Below are 23,650 nucleotides of genomic sequence, written 5' to 3' on the forward strand. Positions count from 1 at the left end.
TCTTTTCCCTGAAGGAAAAGGCCGGTAGGCCGCGCATGCTGGAAGCATCCAGCACCTGAACCATAGCCAAGCGCGGTCGCAGACCGCGCTTTTTTGTTTTCTCGCCGAGGTTTTTTCATGATCCAGATCACGCTCCCCGACAACTCGCGACGCGAGTTTCCCGGCCCGGTTTCGGTGGCCGACGTTGCCAAGGCCATCGGCCCCGGCCTTGCAAAGATGACCGTTGCCGGCAAGGTCGACGGCCGACTGGTCGATGCGAGCGACCTGATCGATCACGACGCGAAGCTGCAGATCATCACGCCGAAGGACGAGGAAGGCCTGGAGATCATTCGCCACTCGACGGCGCATCTGGTCGGGCATGCGGTGAAGCAGCTCTATCCGACGGCCAAGATGGTCATCGGCCCGGTGATCGACGAAGGCTTCTACTACGACATCTCGTACGAGCGCCCCTTCACGCCCGAGGACATGGCGGCGATCGAGGCGCGCATGCGCGAGCTGATCGCGCAGGACTATGACGTGGTCAAGAAGGTGATGCCGCGCGACGAAGTCATCAGCGTGTTCAAGTCGCGCGGCGAAGACTACAAGCTGCGGCTCGTGGAGGACATGCCCGACGAGAAGGCCATGGGCTTGTACTACCATCAGGAATACGTCGACATGTGCCGCGGCCCGCACGTGCCGAACACGCGTTTCCTCAAGGTGTTCAAGCTCATGAAACTCGCCGGTGCGTACTGGCGCGGCGATGCCAAGAACGAGCAACTGCAGCGCATCTACGGGACGGCCTGGGCGGACAAGAAGCAGCTCGACGACTACATCCGTCGCATCGAGGAAGCCGAGAAGCGCGACCATCGCCGGCTCGGCAAGGAACTCGACCTGTTCCACATCGACGAGGCGGCACCCGGCGTGGTGTTCTGGCATCCGAAAGGCTGGGCGATGTGGCAGCAGGTCGAGCAGCACATGCGCAAGGTCTATCGCGACACGGGCTACGACGAAGTCAAGGGTCCGCAGATTCTCGACAAGAGCCTCTGGGAAAAGACGGGCCACTGGCAGAACTACCGCGAGAACATGTTCGTCACCGAATCGGAGAAGCGCGAATATGCGCTGAAGCCGATGAACTGCCCTGGGCACGTGCTGATCTTCAAGTCGGACCTGCGCAGCTACCGCGATCTGCCCATCCGATACGGCGAGTTCGGCCAGTGCCATCGCAACGAACCGAGCGGCGCGCTGCACGGCATCATGCGCGTGCGCGGATTCACGCAGGATGACGGGCACATCTTCTGCACCGAAGACCACATCCTCGAGGAGTGCGTCGCCTACACGGCGCAACTGCAGAAGGTCTATGCCGATTTCGGCTTCACGGACATCCTGTACAAGGTCGCGACGCGGCCGGACAATCGCGTCGGCTCGGACGCGCTCTGGGACAAGGCCGAATACGCCGTGATGGAGGCCTTGCGCCGCTCCGGCGTCGACTTCGTGGTCTCGCCGGGCGAAGGCGCCTTCTACGGGCCGAAGATCGAATACACGCTCAAGGACGCGATCGGCCGCCAATGGCAGTGCGGCACGATGCAGGTCGACTTCAACACGGCCGAGCGCCTGGGAGGCGAGTACGTCACCGAGACGAGCGGCCGCGCGTATCCGGTCATGCTCCATCGCGCGATCGTCGGCAGCCTCGAGCGCTTCATCGGGATGCTGATCGAACATCACGCGGGCGCGATGCCCGCCTGGCTCGCGCCGGCGCATGTCGCGGTGCTCAATATCAGCGAAGGCCAGGCCGACTACGCCAGGCAAGTTGCGAAAACGCTGCAAAATCAAGGGCTTAGGGTTCAGGTCGACCTGCACAACGAAAAGATTACGTATAAAATACGGAAGCATTCGTTGCAGAAGCTTCCGTATATCCTCGTCGTGGGCGACAAGGAGAAGGAAGCAGGTGCCGTCGCAGTGCGCGCCCGGGGTAACCAAGACCTCGGTGCAATGTCCCTTGAGTCGTTCACGCAGCGTCTCGTCCAGGATATTGCCGAGAAGCGTTGATTTGTCCTTGAAACAGCCTCATATGTTTCCTTGCCAAACATGCCGCTTGCCCGCGAGGACTGCCCGGTGTTCGCTACAGTTTTTGTAGCAATTTGTTGAAGGACCCTGACCATCGCTACTGCATTTCGCGACCGCCGCCACCGCGAGGAACGCCAACACCGCCTGAACCGGGAAATCATGGCCCCGGAAGTCCGCCTGATCGGGCCCGAAAACGAGCCGTTAGGTGTCGTGAGTCTTGCGGAGGCATTGCGCCTCGCCGGTGAGCAAGACGTGGATCTGGTGGAAGTTGTCGCGGCGGCCAATCCGCCCGTCTGCCGCCTGATCGAGTACGGCAAGTTCAAGTACCACGAGCAGAAGAAGGCGGCCGAGGCGAAGTCCAAGCAGAAGGTCATCGAAGTCAAGGAAATCAAGTTCCGCCCCGGCACCGACGATGGTGACTACAACATCAAGATGCGCAATATCCGGCGTTTTCTTGAAGAGGGCGACAAATGCAAGATCACGCTGCGCTTTCGCGGCCGCGAGATCACGCACCAGGAACTCGGTCTGGCGCTGTTGCAGCGCATTCGCGACGAACTCGGCGACCTGATCGTGGTCGAGCAGTTCCCGAAGCTGGAAGGTCGGCAGATGATCATGATGATCGCGCCAGGCCGCAAGAAGACAGGCGCGGCTGCGAAGCCGGCGACGGAGCAGACGCCCGCACCTGCTGCGGCGTAAGAGGCGAGTGAGAAGAAGTATTTGAAGGGATTTCGCGCCTGCCCGCATCTTCGGGTGCAGGCATGCGCGGGATGAAGAAGTGTCTCGGGGCCAACAAGCCCGCGGATCATCCGCGGCGCCTCACGAGCACAAATTAAAGGAGCATTCACATGCCCAAAATGAAGACCAAGAGCAGCGCGAAAAAGCGTTTCCGCGTTCGTCCAGGTGGCACCGTCAAGCGCGGTCAAGCCTTCAAGCGTCACATCCTGACCAAGAAGACCACCAAGAACAAGCGTCACCTGCGTGGTGCAACGGCCGTGCATGAAACCAACATGGTTTCGATGGCCGCCATGTTGCCCGGCAGCGGCATCTAACCCGACGAACAAGGAGTACACACATGCCTCGCGTCAAACGTGGTGTAACGGCTCGCGCCCGCCACAAGAAGGTTCTCGCACTCGCCAAGGGTTTCCGCGGCCGCCGCGGCAATGTCTTCCGCATCGCCAAGCAGGCGGTGATGAAGGCCGGCCAATACGCGTACCGTGACCGCCGCACCAAGAAGCGCGTGTTCCGCCAGCTGTGGATCGCGCGTATCAATGCCGCCTCCCGTGAACTGGGCCTGACCTACAGCCAGTTCGCCAACGGCATCCGCAAGGCCGGTATCGAGATCGACCGCAAGGTTCTCGCCGATATCGCGGTGCACGACAAGGCCGCCTTTGCCGGCATCGTGGAGCAGGTCAAGGCCAAGCTGGCTGCTTGATTCCGCACAGCAGGTCGTCGTCCTCGCGGATCGCGGCCTGCGCCCACGGCACAAGGGCTGGCGCTTGAAAGAGCTCCAGCCCTTTTTCATCGCGGCATCGGCCCGTTTTCTTTCACCTCGAAGATTTTTTCCATGAACGAGCTGGACTCCCTGGTCGACACCGCACGTGCCGCTTTCGCCGCGGCGCCGGCGCCGGCCGAACTCGAAAATGCCAAGGCGCAGTTTCTCGGCAAGGCCGGTCGCATCACCGAGTTGATGAAAGGCATGGCCGCGCTGAGCGTCGACAAGAAGAAGTCGCGCGGTGCCGCGATCAACGTGGCCAAGCAAGCCATCGAGGCCGCGCTCGCCGAGCGCCGCCAGCAGCTCGCCGACGAGGAACTCGCCGCGCAGCTGCGCGCCGAAGCGCTCGACGTCACATTGCCCGGCCGCCAGCGCGCTCATGGCGGATTGCATCCGGTGAGTCGCACGATGGAGCGCATCGAAGCGATCTTCTCGAGCATGGGCTTCGACGTCGCCGATGGTCCCGAGATCGAAAGCGACTGGCACAGTTTCACCTCGCTCAACAACCCGCCGAACCATCCTGCGCGATCGATGCAGGACACCTTCTACGTCGACATCAACGGCGAGGACGGCGTGCCGTACAACCTGCGCCCGCACACCAGCCCGATGCAGGTGCGCTACGCCCACCAGCACATCAAGAAATACGCGGCGCAGTTCGAAGCCGCGGCCGCCGACACGACCGGCACGGTCAAGGCGCCTGAAATCCGCGTGATCGCGCCGGGCCGCACCTACCGGGTCGACAGCGACGCCACCCATTCACCGATGTTCCACCAGTGCGAAGGCCTGTGGCTCGGCGAGAACGTGAGCTTCAAGGACCTCAAGGTCGTCTTCACGGATTTCTGCCGCACCTTCTTCGAGAGCGACGATCTGGTGCTGCGCTTCCGCCCGAGCTTCTTCCCCTTCACCGAGCCGAGCGCCGAGATCGACATCCAGTTCCAGAGCGGACCGCTGGCCCATCGCTGGCTCGAAGTCGCAGGTTCGGGGCAGGTGCACCCGAACGTGGTGCGCAACATGGGCCTGGATCCCGAGCGCTACATCGGCTTTGCCTTCGGCATGGGCCCCGACCGGCTCACGATGCTGCGCTACGGCGTGAACGACCTGCGCCTCTTCTTCGATGGCGACCTGCGCTTCCTGAGCCAGTTCCAGTAAACAGAGAGCGAGAACGACGAGATGCAATTCCCCGAGTCCTGGTTGCGCGAGTTCTGCAACCCGCCGCTCAGCAGTGCCGAACTGGCCGAGACGCTCACCATGGGCGGCCTCGAGGTCGAGGAGCGCCGGCCGGCGGCGCCGCCTTTCACGCAGGTCGTGGTCGGCGAGATCAAGGAAGCCGTCCAGCATCCCAACGCCGATCGGCTGCGTGTGTGCCAGGTCGATGCAGGGCAGGGCGCCTTGCTGAACATCGTGTGCGGCGCGCCCAACGCGCGCGCCGGCATCAAGGTGCCGGTGGCACTGGTCGGCGCCGAGCTGCCGCCGGGCGACGACGGCAAGCCTTTCATGATCCGGCTCGGCAAGCTGCGCGGCGTCGAAAGCCAGGGCATGCTGTGCTCGGCGCGCGAACTCAAGCTCAGCGAAGACCACGGCGGTCTGCTTGAGATGTCGATCGATGCGCCCATCGGCGCCAGCGTGCGCGAGGTGCTGAAGCTCGACGACGCTTTGCTCACGCTCAAGCTCACGCCCAATCTCGCGCATGGCCTGAGCGTCTACGGCATCGCACGCGAGCTCGCCGCATTGACGGGCGCGCCGCTCCAGATGCCGGCCATTGCGCCGGTCGCGCCCACGCTGGACGACCGCTTGCCGGTCAAGGTCGATGCGCCCGAGCTGTGCGGCCGCTTTTCCGGACGCATCGTCCGCGGCGTCGACACCCAGGCCGCCACGCCGGCCTGGATGGTCGAGCGCCTCGCGCGCTGCGGCCAGCGCAGCGTCACGGCGCTGGTCGACATCTCGAACTACGTGATGTTCGAGTACGGCCAGCCGACGCACATCTTCGACCTCGACAAGATCCACGGCGGCCTCACGGTGCGCTGGGGCAAGGCCGGCGAGCAGCTCAAGCTGCTCAATGGCAACATCGTCACGGTCGACCCCCAGGTCGGCGTGATTGCCGACGAGCGCGAAGTCGAATCGCTGGCCGGCATCATGGGCGGCGACGCCACGGCGGTGTCCGACGACACCCGCAACATCTATGTCGAAGCAGCGTTCTGGTGGCCCGAGGCCATCCAGGGACGCTCGCGCCGTTTCAATTTCTCGACCGATGCGGGACACCGCTTCGAGCGCGGCGTCGATCCGAGCCGCACCGTGGCGATCATCGAGCGCATCACGCAGCTGATCGTCGAGATCTGCGGCGGCAAGTCGGGTCCGGTCGACGACCAGATCCTGCGCTTGCCCGAATCGAAGCCCGTCACGCTGCGCGTCGCGCGCGCCGCGCGCGTGATCGGCATGCCGCTCGACCAGGCCCGATGCAGCGCCGCGCTGCGCCGTCTCGGCCTGCCCGTCGAAGAGGGCGATGGCACGCTGATCGTGACGCCGGCGCCCCATCGCTTCGACCTGCGGATCGAAGAAGACCTGATCGAAGAGGTGGCCCGCCTCATCGGCTACAACAATCTGCCGACCACGCCGCCGCTGGCACCCATCACCGCGCGCGTGCGCCCGGAGGCCGAGCGCAGCCGCTTCGCCGTGAGCCGCCGCGTCGCCGCACTCGGCTATCAGGAGACGATCAACTTCAGCTTCGTCGAAGCGCACTGGGAGCACGATCTCGCCGGCAATGCCGATCCGATCAAGTTGCTGAATCCGATCGCCAGCCAGATGAGCGTGATGCGCTCGTCGCTGATCGGCTCGCTGCTGCAGGTGCTCAAGTTCAACCTGGACCGCAAGGCGCCGCGCGTGCGCGTGTTCGAGGTGGGCCGCGTGTTCCTGCGCGACGATGCGGTTGCCACGACCGACAGTACCGTCAAGGGCATCCATCAGCCGATGCGCATCGCCGGGTTGGCCTGGGGCGGCGCCGAAGACGCGCGTTGGGAGGGCAAGGCGCGGCGCGCCGACTTCTTCGACGTCAAGGGCGATGTCGAGGCGCTGCTCGCGCCGCTCGTTGCGCGCTTTGAGCCGACCGAACATCCTGCACTGCACCCGGGCCGCGCTGCGCGCGTGCTGCTCGAGGGCCGTGCGATCGGCGTGGTGGGCGAACTCCATCCGCGCTGGCGCCAGAAATGGGATCTTGCGCAAGCGCCCATCCTGTTCGAGCTCGAACTCGATGCCGTGATGGCCCGGCCGGTGCCGATGGCTCAGCCGGTGCCCAAACATCAGGCCGTCGACCGCGACATCGCCGTCGTCGTCGCGGAGGCGATCACGCACGACACGCTCCTCGGCGCCATCCGCGCTGCGTCGGATGCCAGCCTGTTGCGCGAGGTCGCATTGTTCGACATCTATCGGCCGCCAGCAGGACGCGACGGCACTGCCACCGGCCCGGGCAACCTGGCGCAGGGCGAAAAGAGCATGGCCGTGCGCCTCAGTTTCAACAGCGACACCGCAACGCTCACCGACGAGCAGGTCGAGGCGGCCGTGCGCACGATCGTCGATCAACTCGCTGCCCGGCTCGGTGCGCGACTGAGGGTATGAACGTCATGGAATTCACGCTCGAAGCCCTCGAAACACCGGCGCTCACCAAGGCGCATCTCGCCGATCTGCTGTTCGAGCAGATCGGGCTGAACAAGCGCGAGTCCAAGGACATGGTCGAGGCCTTCTTCGACCTGGTCGCCAACAGCCTGATCGAAGGCACCGACGTCAAGATCTCCGGCTTCGGCAATTTCCAGATCCGCGTGAAAGCGCCGCGCCCCGGCCGCAACCCGCGCACGGGCGAGGCGATTCCGATCGGCGAGCGCCGCGTCGCGACCTTTCATGCCAGTGCCAAATTGAAGGAGCAGATTCACGGCAGCATCGGCGATGAAGCACCTCGAGAGGTCGAATGGAGCCTCGGCGCCGAATAAGTGCTTGGTGCTGCGCGCGGACGTGGGGTAACCTCGAAGATTCGCTCGCACTGCCCTGATTTCAATGGAGAAAACGCTCCCGCCCATTCCCGTCAAACGCTACTTCACGATCGGTGAAGTGGGCGAGTTGTGCGGGGTCAAGCCGCACGTGCTGCGCTACTGGGAACAAGAGTTCACGCAGCTGCGACCCATGAAGCGGCGCGGCAACCGCCGCTACTACCAGCACCACGAGGTGCTCATGATTCGGCGCATCCGCGATCTGCTCTACGACCAGGGCTTCACCATCAGCGGCGCACGCAACAAGCTGCAGGAACTGGTGCAGGCCGAACGCGACCGGCGCAAGGCCGGCGAGGTGCCGCTCGAAGGCATGGAAGCGGTCGAGATCGACCGGGAAGAATTCGATGCCGCGGTCCAGGACGCCTCCCAGGCGGAAAGCCGCACGGTCGATCTTTCTCAACTGCTCCATCTCCGGCGCGAGCTCAAGGAAATTCGGGCGCTGCTCACCGCGGGGCACTGAAAGCACGCGGCTATAATCGAACGCTTCGGTGTGTGGCGCAGCCTGGTAGCGCACTTGCATGGGGTGCAAGGGGTCGAAGGTTCGAATCCTTTCACACCGACCACAAGACAAATCAAAGGCCGCTAGGAACATACACCTAGCGGCCTTTTCATCGGTAAATCAGTGACTTAGCGGGCAAGGACGTACAGGGCGCTACATTGACTGCCAGCCCAAAGCGGGGGTACAAATGGGGGTGCAGGGCGGTGTTTCAGGGGTATTTGGGGGGCGTGTACCCCCTTTCCCCAGCGAAAACACCCGCCGGTTGCACCCCCACCTTGTCGGAGTCGTACCCCCATGCTGACTGATGCCCAATGCAGGAACGCCACATGCCCACCAGACCGGCGGCAGGCGCGCTTCAGTGATGCCGGCGGCCTGTATTTGCAGGTCAGCCCAGCAGGTTCGCGGCGCTGGTTTTGGAAGTACCGGTTAGCCGGCGTCGAAAAGCAACTGGCTCTTGGCGGTTACCCGGACGTGAGCCTGACGGCAGCCCGCAAGGCTCGCGATGCCGCAAAGCTGGAAAAAGCCGGCGGCCGCGATCCCGTGCAAGCCCGCAAGGTGGCCAAGCTCAAAGCTACGGCGGTGGAGTCGGATACGTTCAAGGCGACGGCGTTGGAATGGTTCGGCAAGCATGAATCACGGTGGAGCACGCACTACGCCATTCGTGAGAAACGCAACCTCGAAAAAGACCTGTTTCCGCACTTCGCTGATCGACGCGTCGGTGAGATTGAACCCATAGAGTTGTTGGCCGCGCTGCGCCGGGTAGAGGAACGCGGCGCACTCGACGTGGCGCACCGTGTGCTGATTACGGCCCGTGCTGTCTGGCGCTATGCCGTGGCCACGGCGCGGGCACCGCGCGACATTACCGGCGACCTCAAAGGCGCACTGACGCCGCACAAGAAACGGCACTTCGCAGCCATTACCGACCCGGTGAAGCTGGGCGAGTTGGTACGCGTGATCCGAGGCTATCAAGGCGGCGCCATCGTTCGGGCAGCGCTGCAACTGGCACCGATGCTGTTTCAGCGGCCCAACGAGCTTCGCGGCGCGGCATGGGCAGAGATTGACCTCGACGCAGCGCTGTGGACGGTGCCAGCGGCACGCATGAAGCGGCGCAAGGACGGCAAGGAAAACGGCGATCCGCATTTGGTGCCACTGCCCCGGCAGGCATTGGAGATTCTGCGCAAGCTGCATCCGATCACCGGGCACGGCGCGATGGTGTTCCCCGGTGAACGTAGCCACGAGCGGCCTATCAGCGACAACACCCTGCGGGCTGCGTTGCTGACATTGGGTTATGGCCCCACGGTGCAGACCGTTCATGGATTCCGCGCCACGGCGCGCACCATGCTGGCCGAAGTGCTGGACGTTGAGCCGCTTGTGATCGAGGCGCAACTAGCGCACGCCGTCAAAGATGCGAATGGGCGGGCCTACAACCGCACGAAGTACGCCAAGCACCGCGCCGAGATGATGCAGAAGTGGGCGGACTATCTGGATAAATTGGCTACCGGCGCAGACGTGATCCCGATCAACCGGGCAGCGTGACGATGAGCCCCAAAGCGGATGAATTGCACTGGTATGTCCGCTACCCTCTTGGCATCGCCTTGATCGCTTTCGGCATCTACATCGGCAATCAACCGAGATATTCGGGATGGCTCGTCGCTGCCATCGCGATTGCTGGGGTCCTCATGATGTACGAGGCGTTGCTACTCATGATTTTCGCCGCCGTCTGTTTCTATTTCTTTCGAGCCTTGTCGGCGGTTCCTTCACCTTGGGCACGCTCTTCTGGCTTTGGCTCATATTCCACAAGGACAAGGACTAGTGGAACAAGCGAACGACGCCGCGTCTTCAGGGCGTCGGATTGCCGGGTGCGATCCGAAATCTGAGGGCGGCAATCAAATGGCTGCAAGTCTCCAGAGAGGCGCCAGGAACGTGTTTGCAACATGAACGATGAGCTACCGACCGGCGCCGAGTTTGAGGCGATGACAATTGCCCGGGCTCGCGAGGGGGATGCTGCTGCTGGCAAAGCGGCGCTACAGATCTGCGTCGCCGGCCTCTACGCCAATCACCTGTCCGAGCCGATGCGCTTCTACCTGGCTCAATGCTTGATCGACGTTGCGGACGACATGAAAGCCGATCGGGCAATGAACGTTGAGGTTGAGCGACACAGGGGGCGGCCGAAAGATCCATTTCCCGAATGGCAGGAACCGCTGGCCGCGTTCGGGGCTTTACTGAAGCAACGGGGATACATCGAGGCGCGAATCGAGGAAGCAATGGACGCGGCGCGACAAGCTGCGACCGGAAAGGCTCTTGACCTCCGCGATGCGCGCCGCATTCGTGAAAAGTACCAGCCAATGGACCAGCTTGACGAAGCACTGCTGATCCATCTTTGCGGTGATCAAGGCATACGGGGAGAAATTGCGCAATATCCCCCCGTTTCTCGGGACGGCTAAAGCGGTGCAATGCCGATCACTCCCTGCAACGTGCAGGCGAGAGATCAGGAGTAACACCCCATGTCGATACTGAGAATGCCGGCCGTTAAGGCTGAAACTGGACACCGCAGCCACGCCAGCATCTACAACGCGATCCGCGCCGGGCTGTTCACGAAGCCCGTGCAAATTGGTGAGCGTTCGGTTGGCTGGCCTTCGCAAGAAGTGCAGGCTATCAACGCGGCACGCATTGCGGGCCAATCGGAGGCAGCGATTCGGGAGCTTGTGATTCGCTTGCATGCCAAGCGCTCAGAGCTGGCGACGGTTTGAGAGGGCTGTGCAACATGAACACGGCCGAAGATCAGCAGTTCGCCACGTTGGCGGCCCGGTCCGCGCTGGCCGGTCACAGCCTAGTTCGCAGCAACCCAGCGGACGGCGCAGCGGCCTACTCCGCTATGCACTGGGGCTTTCTCAAGATGTTGCCGACGCTCGACGCAGCGCATGCATTCTTGGTGCAGATCGGCGGTGCGCGATGAACGCAATCGATCAATTCCTCACCGCCATCGAGTCGGCCGGATTGACGCCACCAGCCACCATCAACGACGACGGCAAGCTGCACCGCTTCAGTCCAACCGGCAAGCGTGGCGACGATGCCGGGTGGTATGTCCTGCACCTGGACGGCGTGCCGGCAGGTTCGTTCGGTGACTGGCGTTCTGGTGAGGCGCAGAACTGGTGCGCCAAGTCGGACAACGACATGAGCGAAGCCGAGCGGCAGGGCATGCGTGAGCGCGTCAAAGCCGCCCAGCGCATGCGCGATGCTGAGACGACGCGCCGGCATGGCGAAGCCGCAGTCGCAGCGCTGGCCTTGTGGGATGCCGCAGCCCCGGCGGTGGCGCATCCGTACCTCATTGCCAAAGGCGTGAAGCCCCATGGCATTCGTGCGGACGGCCATCAACTGTTCGTGCCGATGCGCGATAGCGCCGGCAAGCTGCACAGCCTGCAAACGATTGCGCCGGACGGCGGCAAGCGCTTTCTACCCGGCGGACGTGTGCGGGGCTGTTATTACGCCATCGGCAAGCCCAGCGGCCGGCTGATCGTGTGCGAGGGGTTCGCCACCGGCGCGACCCTTCACCAAGCAACCGGTGATGCGGTGGCCGTGGCATTCAACGCGGGCAACCTGCTGGCGGTGGCCGTGGCGCTGCATGCGAAGTACCCGTGTCTGAATATCGTTGTCGCGGCCGACGATGATTGGAAAACGCCCGGCAATCCGGGGCTGACCACAGCCAAGCAGGCCGCGCAGGCTGTGGGCGGCAAGGTCGCGGTGCCCGACTTCACCGACCTGCAGCGCGGTGACAAGGACACCGATTACAACGACCTGCAGCGGCTCGCCGGTGCGGTGCAGATCGGTGGTGAAGCATGAACGCCGGCCTTGCCGCAGTCCGTGCCGGCATCGAGGCTGCCGAAGCCCCGGCGCTAGATTGGCCCGAGCTTCAGCCACTGATTGCCAAAATCGACGCGGAGCCATACCCCATCGAAGCGTTGCCTATGGCCGTCCGGTTGGCGGTGCAGGAAGTCGCCGGTTTCGTTAAAGCCCCGGTGCCGATGATCGCCGTGTCGGCGTTGGCTGCGTTGTCGTTGGCGATCCAAGCCCACCATGATGCAGAGCGTGCAGAAAGACTGTCCGGGCCGTGCTCGCTGTTCTTGCTGGCCATCGCCGATTCTGGGGAGCGCAAATCGACCTGCGACGGCTTTTTTACCCGAAGCATTCGTGACTACGAAGCCGCGCAGCAAGAGGCTGCAAAACCCATCCTGACGGCCCACAAGTCGGATCACGAGATATGGGAATCACGGCGCGCCGGGGTGAAAGAAAAGATCAAGGCTCAGGCCAAGACCGGCAAGCCGAGCAACGGCGAAGAACGTGAGCTGCGCGACCTCGACAAGTCGGAGCCGAAGCCGCCGCGCGTGCCCCGCCTGATCTACGGCGATGCTACGCCCGAAGCACTGACCTATGCCCTGGCCAAGCAATGGCCGTCCGGCGGTGTGGTCAGCAGCGAAGCCGGCAGCGTGTTCGGCAGTCACGGCATGGGCAAGGATTCAGTGATGCGCAATCTGGCGGCGCTGAATCAGTTGTGGGACGGTGCAGCGTTGCCAGTGGAGCGGCGCAGCTCCGAAAGTTTCACCGTGCGCGGTGCCCGCCTCACGATGGCGTTGCAGGTGCAGGAAGCCACCTTGCGGGCGTTTTTCGACAGCACCAAGGGGTTGGCACGCGGCACCGGCTTTCTGGCCCGCTTCCTCGTGGCATGGCCGGAATCGACGCAGGGCATGCGGCCTTTCACCGAAACCCCGGCGAACTGGCCAGCGTTGGCGACGTTCAACACGCGACTGACCACGATCCTGAATCGGGCCGTGCCCATTGATGACGATGGTGCGCTCACGCCGGCCGCGCTGAAACTGGCGCCGGATGCAAAGGCGGCATGGGTGGGCTTCCACGATCAAATCGAGGCGATGCTTTCCACCGGCGGCGAACTGTTCGACGTGCGCGACGTGGCCAGCAAGATCGCGGACAACGCCGCGCGCCTTGCGGCGCTTTTCCATGTGTTTGAGGGCAGCATTGGGCCAATCGGCATCGACGCGATGGAGTCGGGGGCTTGCATCGCGGCGTGGCACCTGAACGAAGCGCGCCGGTTTTTGGGTGAGCTTGCGATGCCTATCGAGCTGGCCCATCCGCTGCGACTGGAGTCGTGGCTGTTGGATTTCTGCCGGCGCGAACGCACAGACAAAGTGCCGACGCGCGAAGTTCAGCGTTGCGGTCCGGGCGGACTGCGCGATAAGGCGGCATTCGCCGAATCGGTGAAAGAGTTGGAGGAACTGGGCCGGGCGCGCATGGTGCAGGACGGGCGCAAAAAGCTGGTGCAGGTGAACCCGGTATTGCTGGCGGAGGTGACGCCATGAGCTTGGCCGACCTGATGCGCAAAGGCAGTTTGCGGATGTTTGCGACTGCGACACTTGCGACTGTTGCGACACATGAGGCAGCGAGCGGGGCAACTGTCGCAGAAGTCGCAACTGTCGCAGTCGCAAACTCTCCGGGCGCAAAAGTCGAAGACGATCCGACGGACCTCGATCGCTGGTGCTGGCCGCGGTCCGATGCGATGAACGGTGCGGAGATCGACCGCCTAGTGTCGCGCGTCGAGTTGTTCGTCGGGCGCGGTGTGACCTTGATCGACGCGACCGCGCTTGCCGATAGCTTGGTGAGACGGGACCGCGAAGGCGACGATCGCTGGGCATGCGTGGAATGTGCCAATCTGACCAATCGCCGCTGCGCGACTTGGCGGCGTGCCGGCACCGGCGGCCCGATTGTGCCGACCGATCTCGCGACTACCCTGCAGCGCTGCCAAGGTTTTGTTTTTGTCGATTGTTAAAGCAAGGAATTAGCAAGATGACCACCAGCAAAAGGGTTGGGCGATGGAGACAGGGCGAGTCAGGCAATCCGGCAGGCCGTCGGCCGGGTACCGGCGAGGTTGCTGCACTGCGGGCTGCGATTTCGGAGCATGTGCCGGCGATCATCGAGAAGCTGGTCGAGCAGGCCAAGGCCGGCGACGTCGCGGCTTCGCGGCTCCTGTTAGAGCGCATCGTGCCGCCTCTTAAGGCCGCGGAACAGCCGACACCGATGCGCTTGCCCAATGGGCCTTTGGCGGATCAGGGGCGCGCTGTGCTCGCTGCTGCTGGTGCCGGAGAATTGGCGCCCGGACAGGCCGCGCAACTCTTGTCCGGATTGGGTGCATTGGCTAAGCTGATCGAAACCGACGAGCTAGCCGCTCGCATCGCAGCATTGGAGGCCAAGCATCTCAACACTTGAAGCCCGCGTGACGACGCTTGAGGCCAAACGGGGCACCGACTTGTCCAGGCTCACCGACGCGCAATTGGCGAAGCGCCTTGCGACTGTTCAGGGCCAACTTATCGCGGCGGGGGTGCTGACGGGCAGTGAGAGCCTCGACGACGAACTTAAGAAGCTGCGCAAGGCGCTGGCGGCAGAAAGGAGTAGTTGATGCAAGACCTTGGAAGGCGGGTCGCGGCCCTAGAGACCAAGACAGCTGCCGAAGGCAGTGGATCGTTGCGGGTCGTGTTCTTGCGAAGCGGAGAAGATCAAGAACAGGCGCTGGCCCGGGAGGGCAATGTCTCACGATGCCATCCGGTGATTTTTGTTGAGTTCGTATCAGTTCGGGACTGAACTGCAGGTGATCCACAGCCATGTAGAATTTGTGAATCCTGTCGCATGCAAAAATATAAGGTGACAGCGCGATGCGATTCTGAAGGCTTTCGATGTTTATTAAAAAATTTATCGGTCGGTTGCGTCCTGAACCCCGGGGCATGCAGGAACAATGGGTGCAGGCCGACTTGGCCCTCGCAGAAGGCAACGCATCGGAAGCCGTCGCCATCTATCGCCGCTTGGCTAGCGTGACGCCGCGCAGTGCCTCCGACCACCTCTATGTGGCCCTATCCCAAGTGCGGGTGGATGAACTGAAACAGGGGATGGAGATCCTGGAGGAAGGCCTCGGAAAGTTTCCAGAGGATCGGCTGCTGCTCGAGGCATATGTGCGCCTCTGTGCTGATATGCGGCAGATGGATCGCGCCGTTCTGTGGTTTTCCAGGAAAGCGGCGAACCGGACGGCAGCATGTGAATCACTCTTCGTCGAGTTCCCCGAACCGAATGTCCAGATAAGCCTTGTCGAGTATTGTTTCGCTCATGGAATGGCCGAAACTGCTGACGCGAGGCTTGATTCCGTCCTAGACCATTGCCACGATACGACATCGGCGTGGCGGCTGGCTGACTTGCTGCTGCTGCATAAGCGCAGCGACCGGGCCAACAGCATCTATCAGCGGCTGACCGCCCGGCCACCCGAGAATGCACGGGCCCTTCTTCATTCTGCGCTCGCAGAGTACAGGCTGCAGCATCCCGTCCGGGCTGCTGAGGTGCTGGAACACGGGTTGGCTGACTATCCAGACGCCGCAGATCTTCGTGAGCACTTCGTGAGTATCTGCTCCGAACTGAGGCAGGTGGACCGCATCATCCGCGTGCTCCTGCCGGACCAAGGCAGCGAGGCGCAAGCGTTGGAACTGCTGCTTGATACTTATAAGGCTCCGCAGGTCCAGGTAAACCTCATTGGTTGCTGCCTGCGTGCTGGGCTGCCGGAACTGGCTGAACGAGGAATCCGTTCCGCGCTTCTAGACACGGACAACATCGAGCAGCTCTGGATCCTTTCCGACCTGCTGTTCAACCAAGGGCGCACCAAGGATACAGAAGGGATCTACAGGCAGTTGATCGCCAGGGCCCCGGACAGTGCTCAGAGTGCGTTGTATTCCGGCCTCGCCGCATACAGGATCAAGCAACCCAAGCAGGCCGCCGACTTGCTGGAGGCGGGGCTTCGAAAATTTCCGGATTCCGAGCAACTGCTCGAACATTTCACACGCATCTGCGTCGAGATCCATGCAGTGGATCGCGTCAGTCGTTTCGTGGCACCGGCGGCGCGGAGCAAGTCGGAGGTCTGTGAGCTGTTGTTTGAGCAGTTCATCGACTCACCGACCTATATCAATCTCATCGAATACTGTGCCGAGCATGGTCTTGCGGAGCTTGCAGAAAGAAAGCTCGCACAAGTTCAGCAAACCTCGACAGATCCAGCTGCGCTCTGGGCAGCCGCCGACCTGCTCGCGAAAATGAGTCGCCGGAACGAGGCCGCCGACATCTACAAGCGGCTCTCGGCGCGCAGCTTGGAGAACGCCGAGGATTATTATTATTCATCCTTGGCATTGCTGAGGCTCGACAAAACGTCCGAGTGCGCCGACCTCCTCGAGCGGGGGCAGCAAAGGTATGCGGCAGATACCAATCTGTCGGCCCTCTACATGCAGGTATGCGCGAGCCGCGTGGAGTACGACCGCTATGTGAATTCGAACTTAGTGGCGGGAGTTGTGGCGACGCTTTCGATCGTCGACTTCTACGAGGAGTTCAGCAGGCGCGCTCCCGTCGAGTTTGTCCTCATCTGCACCGAACTCGAATCACGACTCGATGCGGCGGTCGTGGACACCCTGAAGAAGCGCTTCATCTCGTTTCTTCACGAGAATCCGCAATCAACCGTCATGGCGCGTTCTCTCGTGTTCTTGTCCAGATATCTTGACCTGAGGCCGGAATTTACCGCCGGGATATTGAACGCGATCATCGAATCTCATAGGGTCGACGGCGATGCGTTCAGGGCCGATGAGCGCTCGCTGAGAATCATGTATGACCTCTCTCCAGCCATGGTGCCCCGTCAGGCCCACGGGCATGAGGAACGGTTGAGGCAATTCATTGCCGCAAGTAGGGCCCTGGCGGGAAGTCCGGTCGAACTGGTTGACCCACTCCTGGAAATGAGCGGCGGTTGGACGCCGTGGCAGTTGATTTTCTGCCAAGCCGAGCCGAAGTTTTATGGGGAGGCCATGGCTGCATTCGAAACGTTGGCCTTCAGGACCTGGCCAAGGCTGAACCACGTTGCGCAGCATGTCGGCCGGAATTTGCTTCCTTCTGCAAAAGGCCTGAAGAAGATCCGAGTCGGTATCAATGTGCATGACTCCATGCCCATGATTTCGGGTTTGCTTCCGCGCCTGAATGCGGATCTCTTCGAAACAGTCTTCCTGCGCCCCGGCAAACAGGGCCAAACGCTGGCAGCTAAGAATTGGCTTGAGCGGGCGGGGAAGACGGTTGAGTTTTCCGATCTCGACACTTACGCCGCGATCCAAACGATTGAAGGCGAGGAACTCGACATCATCATCGCCGGGCCTTCCATGGGCGCGTCCTTTTACCCCATGATGGCGAAACTGGCGCCGCTGCACATGATCCTGCTGGAGCCGAACTGGACGGATGGCCTGACAAATTCCGACTACTACATCTCATGGCGACGGGCGGAACCCGAAGATCCCGCAGCTTACTACAAGACCGCAGTCTCCTTGTTCGAGCATCCCCCCTATTGGATTGAAAGGCCGGACATGGACGACAAGGGCGGCATCAGCCCGGAAGCGCGCGCGGAGGTCAGAAAGCGTTTGCTTGACGCAAGCCCGGAGGTTCGCGTCTATCTGTGCGCAAATACGCCGCCTAAGATCCATCCGGAGATGGACGAACTATTTCTCAAAATACTGCAGCGTGACAAGGAGGCTATCCTGGTGCTTCTTCGCGGAGATTTTCCTCCCGCCAGGACGTTAAGAAGCCGCCTGCGTGAACGACTCGGCGTCTGCTATGACAGGGTTGTCTTCATGCCGACTCTGACGAAGAACGATGCCCATCTGCTCCTGCAATCCGTGGACTGTTGTCTTGATTCGTATCCGCTCTGCGGCATGTCCTCCAGTTTTGATGGTGCGATGCTCGGGGTTCCGCTCGTGACGCTCCCAGCCGATATTCCCTTTAGCCGCTGGACGGCGGCGATCTATGAATACATCGGCGTATCTGGCCTCACGGCGAGGGACAAGCAAGACTACGTGGAATTGGCACTGAGGTTGGCGAGCGACGCAGCTTGGCGAAGCGAAAAAGCGGCGGAGCTGCGGCAAAAATCTGTTCGCTACGTGGAAAGCTTGGACAGCAGCAAGGAGTTTGAAAATTTTCTACTCGCCGCCTGGGACCGGAAGGTTAAGGGGCTACCCCCGACAAACTGGATCGAGGGCCAGTGGCACTGAGGGCTCCGGGTCGGTGCGTCGGGAACCGCAAACCCAGCGGTTGCATGGTAGGCATCTTGGCTCGAGGGGGCCTATCGGTGGGAGTTTGCCTTGCCAGCAGCCCCCATCGTGGGGCCTACGTGATGAGCTATCCTGAGATTCGCCACGCAGCCGAGCAGCGGGGATGTATGCCCGAACGAATTTCTGCACGACTCCGACTGCTTGAGGCTTATCAAAGCCTGTTGGACCAAATTCCAGTAGTCGGTGATCCTGTGCTCGACGACTGGAAGTTTCGAAAGGCGGCCCAAATGCTGCGCCAAGTTTTAGATCGTCTCGAACTGGCCTACGGCGTGATGACGGCACAGCGTTTTTCCGAACGGAAAGCTTCCACGCGCTTGAAGAAAACAAGCAAGCTCTGCCGTAAGACAGAGCGCCGCGTGCGGTGGGTATACGCCACTTGTTTCTACACGTTTAGCGCGAGGCGATCGGATTTGTGCGCGCAACAGCGGCCAATTTTTTCGACCCCGTTCGAGCCGCAAAGCCGGCCCGTTTTGCGGCGCCCGCCATTAGGGGGTATCTGCGCTGTGACGGGGGTACAGAAGGGGGTACAAATCGTCGTTGGGAAGACCGAAAGCCAATACTGTTGCGGATCACGGACCTACTTTAGATCGGTTTCACACCGCCCAATCGAGTTCCTGCACCAACACCCGGTAGGCGTCGTCGCCGATCACATCGTCGCGCCGAAGCTCGAACGCACGCTGCCGCGCCACCGCGATCGCGCGCCGCCTGAGCGGTCCGCCCGGCACTTCATCGACCGGCGCGTCCTGCGTCTGGCTGGTGTTCAGTTCGACCACCGCGCCGTATTCCTTGCGCAGCAATTTCGCGGACAGCGTGTCGTCGTCCTTGATCGCCTCCAGCAGCGCGTTGTAGGCGTGCGTGCGGCCGAGCCGGATCTCGCGGCCGACCGGATCGTCGTCGGTCAGCCCCATGGCCCTGATCAGCGGCGCCATCGTGAGGCCCTGCAGCACGAGCGTGCCGAGCACCACCGCGAATGCGCACAGCAGGATCAGGTCGCGGTACGGAAACGGTGCGCCGCCGGGCAATGTCTCGGGGATGGCAAAGGCCGCGGCCAGCGTGACGATGCCGCGCATGCCCGCCCACGAGAGCACGATGCCACCGCCGACCGTCGGCCGCGGGCGCGCTGCATCGCCCGATGCGAGCGTCCGCCGGCGCTTCATGGCCTGGTACGTCATCACCCACGCGAAGCGGGCCAGGATCGTCACGCCCAGCACCACCGTGGCCGTGACGAGCGCATCGGCCTGCGCGCCGCTGGCCGCGAGCCGTGTCCAGATCGGCCGCAGCTGCATGCCGATCAGCACGAAGGCGAACGCATTCAGCACGAAGACCACCGCCTCCCACACCGCGAAGACCGGCACCCGCATGCGCGCGGGCATCTGCGGTCCGATGCCGCGCGCCACCGTCATCGCGTACGCGACCAGGGTCAGGATGCCGGACAGCCCGATGGCCTCCGCCGCGATCCAGACGCCGAAGGTCAGCGCGAACTGCACGATCAGCGCGATCGGCACGTCGCGCAGCCCGGCCGTCAACGGCCGCAGGACGTAGGCACCGCCCACACCGGCCGCGAGGCTTCCGAAGACGGTCAGCAGGAACACCGGCGCGAAGCTGCCGAAGCCCAGATGCCCGCCCATCATCGCCATGATCGCGAGGCGATAGACGAGCAAGGCGCTGGCGTCGTTCAACAGGCTTTCGCCCTCGAGGATCTTCAGCAGCTTGTGCGGCAGCTTCACCTGGCGCATCACCGCCGTGGCGGCGGCCGCATCGGGCGGCGCGACGATGGCGCCGAGCGCGATCGCGACCGGCCAGGGCATCCCGGGCACGAGCCAGCGTGCCGTGAAGGCGACCGCCAGCACCGTCGTGCCGACCGCTGCAATGACGAGCCCGGCCACCGGCCGCCAGTTCGCGCGCAGGTCGCGCAGCGAGGTGTCGTAGGCGGCATCGAGCAGCACCGGCGCGACGAAGAGCGTCAGCGCGAGCTGCGGGTCGAGTGTCCAGTTGGGGCTTGCGGGCACGAACGCGAGCAGCATGCCGCCCAGCGCAAGGAAGGTCGGGTAGGGCGCGCCGACCCTGCGCGCGAGCGCGGCAAGCAGCGCTGCGCCGAGCAACAGCGCAATGATCCATTCGAAAGTGGCCATGGTCGGGTTGTCATTCTCGGGCCTCCCGGGCGCGAGTCATCTTTTCCGACTGCATCGCCACCGCAGCTTGTGGATGCGATGGCGTGCCAATCAGCGAGCGTGGCCGACTTCCTGCGCCGGCCTGCTCATTGGCCGACGAGCTTCTGTCGATCCGCCGAGTAGCGCGCACCCTGGACCGGGACGCTCGAGACGGCCGCCTCGATCTCCTCCAGATCTTCCGCAGACAACACGACGGACGCAGCACCGGTGTTCTCTTCGAGACGGTGCAGCCGGGTCGTGCCCGGAATCGGCACGATCCACGGCTTCCGGGCGAGCAACCACGCAAGCGCCAACTGGGCCGGGGTGACTTGCTTGCGCGCAGCGATCCCGGCCAGCACGTCGACCAGGGCACGATTCGCGCGGCGCGCCTCCGGCGCGAAGCGCGGCACCGTGTTGCGAAAGTCCGTGGCGCCGAAAGGGGTCTGCGCGTCGATCGCGCCTGTCAGGAAGCCCTTGCCGAGCGGGCTGAATGGCACGAAGCCGATGCCGAGTTCTTCCAGCAGCGGAAGGATCTCTTTCTCCGGTTCGCGCCACCACAAGGAATACTCGCTTTGCAAGGCGGCCACGGGCTGAACGGCGTGCGCGCGGCGGATGCTGTCGACGCCGGCCTCGGAGAGACCGAAGTGCTTCACCTTGCCCTCACGGATCAAGTCCTTCACCGTGCCGGCGACCTCCTCGATGGGCACCTGCGGATCGACGCGATGCTGATAGAACAGGTCGATGCGGTCCGTGCGCAGGCGTTCGAGCGCCTCGTCGGCCACCTGCCGGATGCGTTCCGGTCTGCTGTCGAGCCCCTTGCCGGTCTCGCCATCGCGAAAGCCGAACTTGGTCGCGATCACCACGTGGTCGCGCATCGGCTGCAATGCTTCTCTGACCACGCGTTCGTTGATGAAGGGCCCGTAGGCCTCCGCAGTGTCGAAGAAGGTCACGCCGCGTTCGTAGGCGGCGCGAATGAGCGCGACGGCGTCAGCGGTGCCGGTCGCAGGTCCATAGCCGTAGCTCAGGCCCATGCAGCCGAGCCCGAGGGCCGAGACCTCCAAACCACTTTGACCGAGTTGTCGATGTTGCATGTCTTGCTTTCTTTCTTGAAGTGGGCGACGCCGCTCAGGGCTGGTCCATGTATTGGGTGTCGGAGACCTTCTCGAGCCAATCGACCGCCTTGCCGTCCGGCTGCTCGGTGATGGCGATGTGCGTCATCGCGGTGGTCGGCGATGCGCCGTGCCAGTGCTTCTGGCCGGCCGGAATCCAGACCACATCGCCGGGCCGGATCTCCTGCATCGGATCACCCCAGCGCTGCACATGGCCAGCACCTGCCGTGACGATCAGCGTCTGCCCGATCGGGTGCGTGTGCCAGGCCGTGCGCGCGCCCGGCTCGAAGGTCACATAGGCGCCCGTCGCGCGTGCGGCACCTTGCGGCTGGAGGAACAGCGGGTCGACCCGCACTGTCCCGGTGAAGCAGTCGGCCGGCCCTCTGGCGGACGGCTGGGAACCGTTGCGCGCGATCTGCAAGCCGGCGTCCGCCTGCATGGGCGCCGAAGCGGGCAGGGGAGATGGCGCGGAGCGGGCGGCCTCGCCGCGGGTGTTGATGTCCATGACCGCAACTGTAGGCCTGTGACTCTCATTCGAATAGCGAGCAAAGCCTTGAAGGACTGGCAAGTTGCTGTTGATAATCGAATGACAAGGAGTCCGTCATGCCGATCAACGAATTGCGCTCCATCGAGACCTTCGCGAAGGCCGCCGAGCTCGGCAGTCTGCGCCAGGCCGCTGCTGCCCAGGGCATGACCCCGCAGGCCGCGAGCCAGGCCCTGGCGCAGCTGGAGCGGCACCTGGGCGTGCGCCTGTTTCACCGCACGACGCGCAGCCTGTCGCTCACCGACGAGGGGCGGCAGTTTCTCGAGGCCGCGCAGCCGGCGCTGTTCGGATTGCAGCGCGCGCTGCACATGGCAAGGCAGGCCAAGGACAAGATCGCGGGGCCGCTGCGCATCGTCGGTCCGCGCTCGACCTTCGCACCCGTGCTGTGGCCCGTGCTCGACGAGTTCTGCCGCCTCTACCCGGAAGTGCAACCCGACGTGCAACTGGACGATCGCATCGGCAACTGGGTGGAAGACCGCGTCGACGTGGGCTTTCGCGTCGGGCCTTCGCCGGCGGAAGGCGTCATCGCACGCAAGCTGTTCCCGCTTCAACTCATCATCTGCGCGGCGCCCGCGTACCTGATCCGCCATGGCGCGCCGGACAAGCTCGGCGCACTCGCCGCGCATCGCTGCAGCGCCTTTCGCCATCCGGGCACCGGCCGGGTTCTGCCCTGGTACGTCAAGGTCGAGGACAGCATGGTGGAGCACCCCGTGGTTCCCGCGCTGTGCGTCAACGATGAAGCGCTGGAGACCGAAGCCGTGCTGGCCGGGCACGTCCTCGGCCTCCTGACCGGCGTCACCGCCGCGCCGCACATTCGCGCGCAACGCCTGGTGCCGCTGCTGACCCGGCACGTGGCCGACCACTCCAGCACCTTCGTCTATTACGGAAGCCGCACCGCCCAGCCCCGGCGCGTCAGGGCCTTCATCGACCTCGCGGTCAAGCGCCTGGTCGACAACCCGGCCTGCGTGTTGACGGCGAAAGAGCTGCAGGCGGCCGAAGCGAAGGGGCGCAAGGCCTACCCGCGCCAGTCGTCGCGCGCGGCATCGACAGCCTCGTCTCCGTCGTAGTACTGCGGCCATCGCCGGCGCACCACGTCGCGGTGACTCGCATAGGCATGGCAGCTGTCGATCTTGCGCGGTTTCCCGCTCGCGTCGACGGGTGTCGGCAGGGACTCCCGCACCTGCCACAAGGTCTGGAACGCGACCGTCGCGAGCGGGCCGAGCAACTCCGCAAGATGCGTGCATCCCTGGCGGCCGCCGAGCCGCTCGCGCACCGCGCCCGACCAGCCGGGACCGATGCGCAAGCCTCTCAGGGACTGCAGAACGCGGGTCGCTTCACCGCAGATTGCGAAGGGCGAAGCATCGATGCAGGCCTCGACCTCGATCAGATCGAGCCGGTCGTTGACCACCAGCCGGATCGACATGTCGTGGATCGGCTCGCCCGGCGCCACGTGGCGCAAGTCCCCGAGGGTCATCGCGCAGGACTTGGTGTCGACCATGCGGGCTTCGATGTCGTAGAGCCCGTCCAGCCGCGCGTAGCCCTGCAATTCGACGCGGCGCTGGTGCAATGCGTGGCGCGGTTCGGCCGCTGGCAAGGGCATGGCG

The 23,650-nt window shown here is 63.5% G+C and carries 24 protein-coding genes and 1 tRNA gene; 21 read left to right on the top strand and 4 right to left on the bottom strand.

The window, feature by feature from the left end; genetic code table 11:
- Nucleotides 1–117 precede the first annotated feature (117 nt).
- The 20 genes from thrS to WDLP6_RS09405 all read left to right on the top strand — a co-directional run bounded on the left by thrS (nucleotide 118) and on the right by WDLP6_RS09405 (nucleotide 18,183).
- Nucleotides 118–2,025 (top strand): threonine--tRNA ligase, encoded by a 1,908-nt coding sequence (gene thrS / locus WDLP6_RS09310; protein ID WP_162592093.1) that lies wholly within the window; start codon nucleotides 118–120, stop codon nucleotides 2,023–2,025.
- Nucleotides 2,026–2,130: 105 nt separating this feature from the next.
- Nucleotides 2,131–2,739: a translation initiation factor IF-3 gene (gene infC, locus WDLP6_RS09315; protein ID WP_162570410.1), complete on the top strand. Its 609-nt coding sequence runs from the start codon at nucleotides 2,131–2,133 to the stop codon at nucleotides 2,737–2,739.
- A gap of 149 nt (nucleotides 2,740–2,888) precedes the next feature.
- Nucleotides 2,889–3,092 (top strand): 50S ribosomal protein L35, encoded by a 204-nt coding sequence (rpmI, locus tag WDLP6_RS09320; protein ID WP_028253491.1) that lies wholly within the window; start codon nucleotides 2,889–2,891, stop codon nucleotides 3,090–3,092.
- Nucleotides 3,093–3,115: 23 nt separating this feature from the next.
- Nucleotides 3,116–3,475 (top strand): 50S ribosomal protein L20, encoded by a 360-nt coding sequence (rplT, locus tag WDLP6_RS09325; RefSeq protein WP_028253492.1) that lies wholly within the window; start codon nucleotides 3,116–3,118, stop codon nucleotides 3,473–3,475.
- A 132-nt stretch (nucleotides 3,476–3,607) separates the two neighbouring features.
- Entirely contained in the window at nucleotides 3,608–4,684 is a 1,077-nt protein-coding gene (gene pheS, locus WDLP6_RS09330) for a phenylalanine--tRNA ligase subunit alpha (protein ID WP_162592094.1), read from the top strand.
- Nucleotides 4,685–4,705: 21 nt separating this feature from the next.
- Nucleotides 4,706–7,144, top strand: coding sequence for a phenylalanine--tRNA ligase subunit beta (pheT, locus tag WDLP6_RS09335; RefSeq protein ID WP_162592095.1), 2,439 nt, complete (start codon nucleotides 4,706–4,708; stop codon nucleotides 7,142–7,144).
- A complete protein-coding gene (locus WDLP6_RS09340; RefSeq protein ID WP_162592096.1) occupies nucleotides 7,141–7,512 on the top strand; it encodes an integration host factor subunit alpha in 372 nt (123 codons plus the stop codon). The genes pheT and WDLP6_RS09340 overlap by 4 nt, the downstream gene beginning before the upstream one ends.
- A 64-nt stretch (nucleotides 7,513–7,576) precedes the next feature.
- Nucleotides 7,577–8,029, top strand: coding sequence for a MerR family transcriptional regulator (locus WDLP6_RS09345; protein ID WP_162592097.1), 453 nt, complete (start codon nucleotides 7,577–7,579; stop codon nucleotides 8,027–8,029).
- Between the two features lie 26 nt (nucleotides 8,030–8,055).
- A tRNA-Pro gene (locus WDLP6_RS09350) sits at nucleotides 8,056–8,132 on the top strand.
- A 230-nt stretch (nucleotides 8,133–8,362) separates the two neighbouring features.
- Nucleotides 8,363–9,604 (top strand): tyrosine-type recombinase/integrase, encoded by a 1,242-nt coding sequence (locus WDLP6_RS09355; protein ID WP_162592098.1) that lies wholly within the window; start codon nucleotides 8,363–8,365, stop codon nucleotides 9,602–9,604.
- A 2-nt stretch (nucleotides 9,605–9,606) separates the two neighbouring features.
- Nucleotides 9,607–9,945, top strand: coding sequence for a hypothetical protein (locus tag WDLP6_RS09360; RefSeq protein ID WP_162592099.1), 339 nt, complete (start codon nucleotides 9,607–9,609; stop codon nucleotides 9,943–9,945).
- A 57-nt stretch (nucleotides 9,946–10,002) separates the two neighbouring features.
- Nucleotides 10,003–10,512 carry a hypothetical protein gene (locus WDLP6_RS09365; protein WP_162592100.1) on the top strand — a complete coding sequence of 170 codons (510 nt, stop codon included), beginning with the start codon at nucleotides 10,003–10,005 and terminating at the stop codon, nucleotides 10,510–10,512.
- Between the two features lie 60 nt (nucleotides 10,513–10,572).
- Nucleotides 10,573–10,818: a helix-turn-helix transcriptional regulator gene (locus WDLP6_RS09370; protein ID WP_162592101.1), complete on the top strand. Its 246-nt coding sequence runs from the start codon at nucleotides 10,573–10,575 to the stop codon at nucleotides 10,816–10,818.
- Nucleotides 10,819–10,832: 14 nt separating this feature from the next.
- Nucleotides 10,833–11,024, top strand: a complete 192-nt coding sequence (locus tag WDLP6_RS09375; RefSeq protein WP_162592102.1) for a hypothetical protein — start codon at nucleotides 10,833–10,835, stop codon at nucleotides 11,022–11,024.
- Nucleotides 11,021–11,908: a toprim domain-containing protein gene (locus WDLP6_RS09380; protein WP_162592103.1), complete on the top strand. Its 888-nt coding sequence runs from the start codon at nucleotides 11,021–11,023 to the stop codon at nucleotides 11,906–11,908. The genes WDLP6_RS09375 and WDLP6_RS09380 overlap by 4 nt, the downstream gene beginning before the upstream one ends.
- Nucleotides 11,905–13,440: a YfjI family protein gene (locus WDLP6_RS09385; RefSeq protein WP_162592104.1), complete on the top strand. Its 1,536-nt coding sequence runs from the start codon at nucleotides 11,905–11,907 to the stop codon at nucleotides 13,438–13,440. Before WDLP6_RS09380 ends, WDLP6_RS09385 begins: the two co-directional genes overlap by 4 nt.
- The gene (locus WDLP6_RS09390) at nucleotides 13,437–13,907 is read left to right on the top strand and encodes a hypothetical protein (RefSeq protein ID WP_162592105.1); all 471 of its coding nucleotides are present in this window, start codon (nucleotides 13,437–13,439) and stop codon (nucleotides 13,905–13,907) included. Before WDLP6_RS09385 ends, WDLP6_RS09390 begins: the two co-directional genes overlap by 4 nt.
- Before the next feature lie 17 nt (nucleotides 13,908–13,924).
- Nucleotides 13,925–14,344 carry a DUF5681 domain-containing protein gene (locus WDLP6_RS09395; protein WP_162592106.1) on the top strand — a complete coding sequence of 140 codons (420 nt, stop codon included), beginning with the start codon at nucleotides 13,925–13,927 and terminating at the stop codon, nucleotides 14,342–14,344.
- Nucleotides 14,345–14,351: 7 nt separating this feature from the next.
- The gene (locus WDLP6_RS09400; protein ID WP_162592107.1) at nucleotides 14,352–14,534 is read left to right on the top strand and encodes a hypothetical protein; all 183 of its coding nucleotides are present in this window, start codon (nucleotides 14,352–14,354) and stop codon (nucleotides 14,532–14,534) included.
- A gap of 274 nt (nucleotides 14,535–14,808) precedes the next feature.
- Complete coding sequence (locus WDLP6_RS09405) at nucleotides 14,809–18,183, top strand: O-linked N-acetylglucosamine transferase family protein (RefSeq protein WP_162592108.1); 3,375 nt, start codon at nucleotides 14,809–14,811, stop codon at nucleotides 18,181–18,183.
- Between the two features lie 653 nt (nucleotides 18,184–18,836).
- Here WDLP6_RS09405 and WDLP6_RS09410 read toward each other — a convergent pair.
- From WDLP6_RS09410 to WDLP6_RS09420, 3 genes are all read right to left on the bottom strand, one after another.
- Nucleotides 18,837–20,375: a cation:proton antiporter gene (locus WDLP6_RS09410; RefSeq protein ID WP_162592109.1), complete on the bottom strand. Its 1,539-nt coding sequence runs from the start codon at nucleotides 20,373–20,375 to the stop codon at nucleotides 18,837–18,839.
- A 125-nt stretch (nucleotides 20,376–20,500) separates the two neighbouring features.
- Nucleotides 20,501–21,484 (bottom strand): aldo/keto reductase, encoded by a 984-nt coding sequence (locus WDLP6_RS09415; protein WP_162592110.1) that lies wholly within the window; start codon nucleotides 21,482–21,484, stop codon nucleotides 20,501–20,503.
- Between the two features lie 34 nt (nucleotides 21,485–21,518).
- The gene (locus tag WDLP6_RS09420; protein ID WP_162592111.1) at nucleotides 21,519–22,007 is read right to left on the bottom strand and encodes a (R)-mandelonitrile lyase; all 489 of its coding nucleotides are present in this window, start codon (nucleotides 22,005–22,007) and stop codon (nucleotides 21,519–21,521) included.
- Between the two features lie 98 nt (nucleotides 22,008–22,105).
- On the opposite strand from WDLP6_RS09420, the gene WDLP6_RS09425 reads away from it, so the two are divergent.
- Nucleotides 22,106–23,113 (top strand): LysR family transcriptional regulator, encoded by a 1,008-nt coding sequence (locus WDLP6_RS09425; RefSeq protein ID WP_162592112.1) that lies wholly within the window; start codon nucleotides 22,106–22,108, stop codon nucleotides 23,111–23,113.
- Here the strand turns inward: WDLP6_RS09425 and WDLP6_RS09430 are convergent.
- Complete coding sequence (locus WDLP6_RS09430; protein ID WP_162566773.1) at nucleotides 23,062–23,646, bottom strand: DUF2889 domain-containing protein; 585 nt, start codon at nucleotides 23,644–23,646, stop codon at nucleotides 23,062–23,064. The two genes, WDLP6_RS09425 and WDLP6_RS09430, sit on opposite strands and share 52 nt — an antisense overlap.
- Between the last annotated feature and the right edge of the window lie 4 nt (nucleotides 23,647–23,650).

This window comes from Variovorax sp. PBL-E5, from assembly GCF_901827185.1.
Classification (GTDB): Bacteria; Pseudomonadota; Gammaproteobacteria; order Burkholderiales; family Burkholderiaceae_C; genus Variovorax.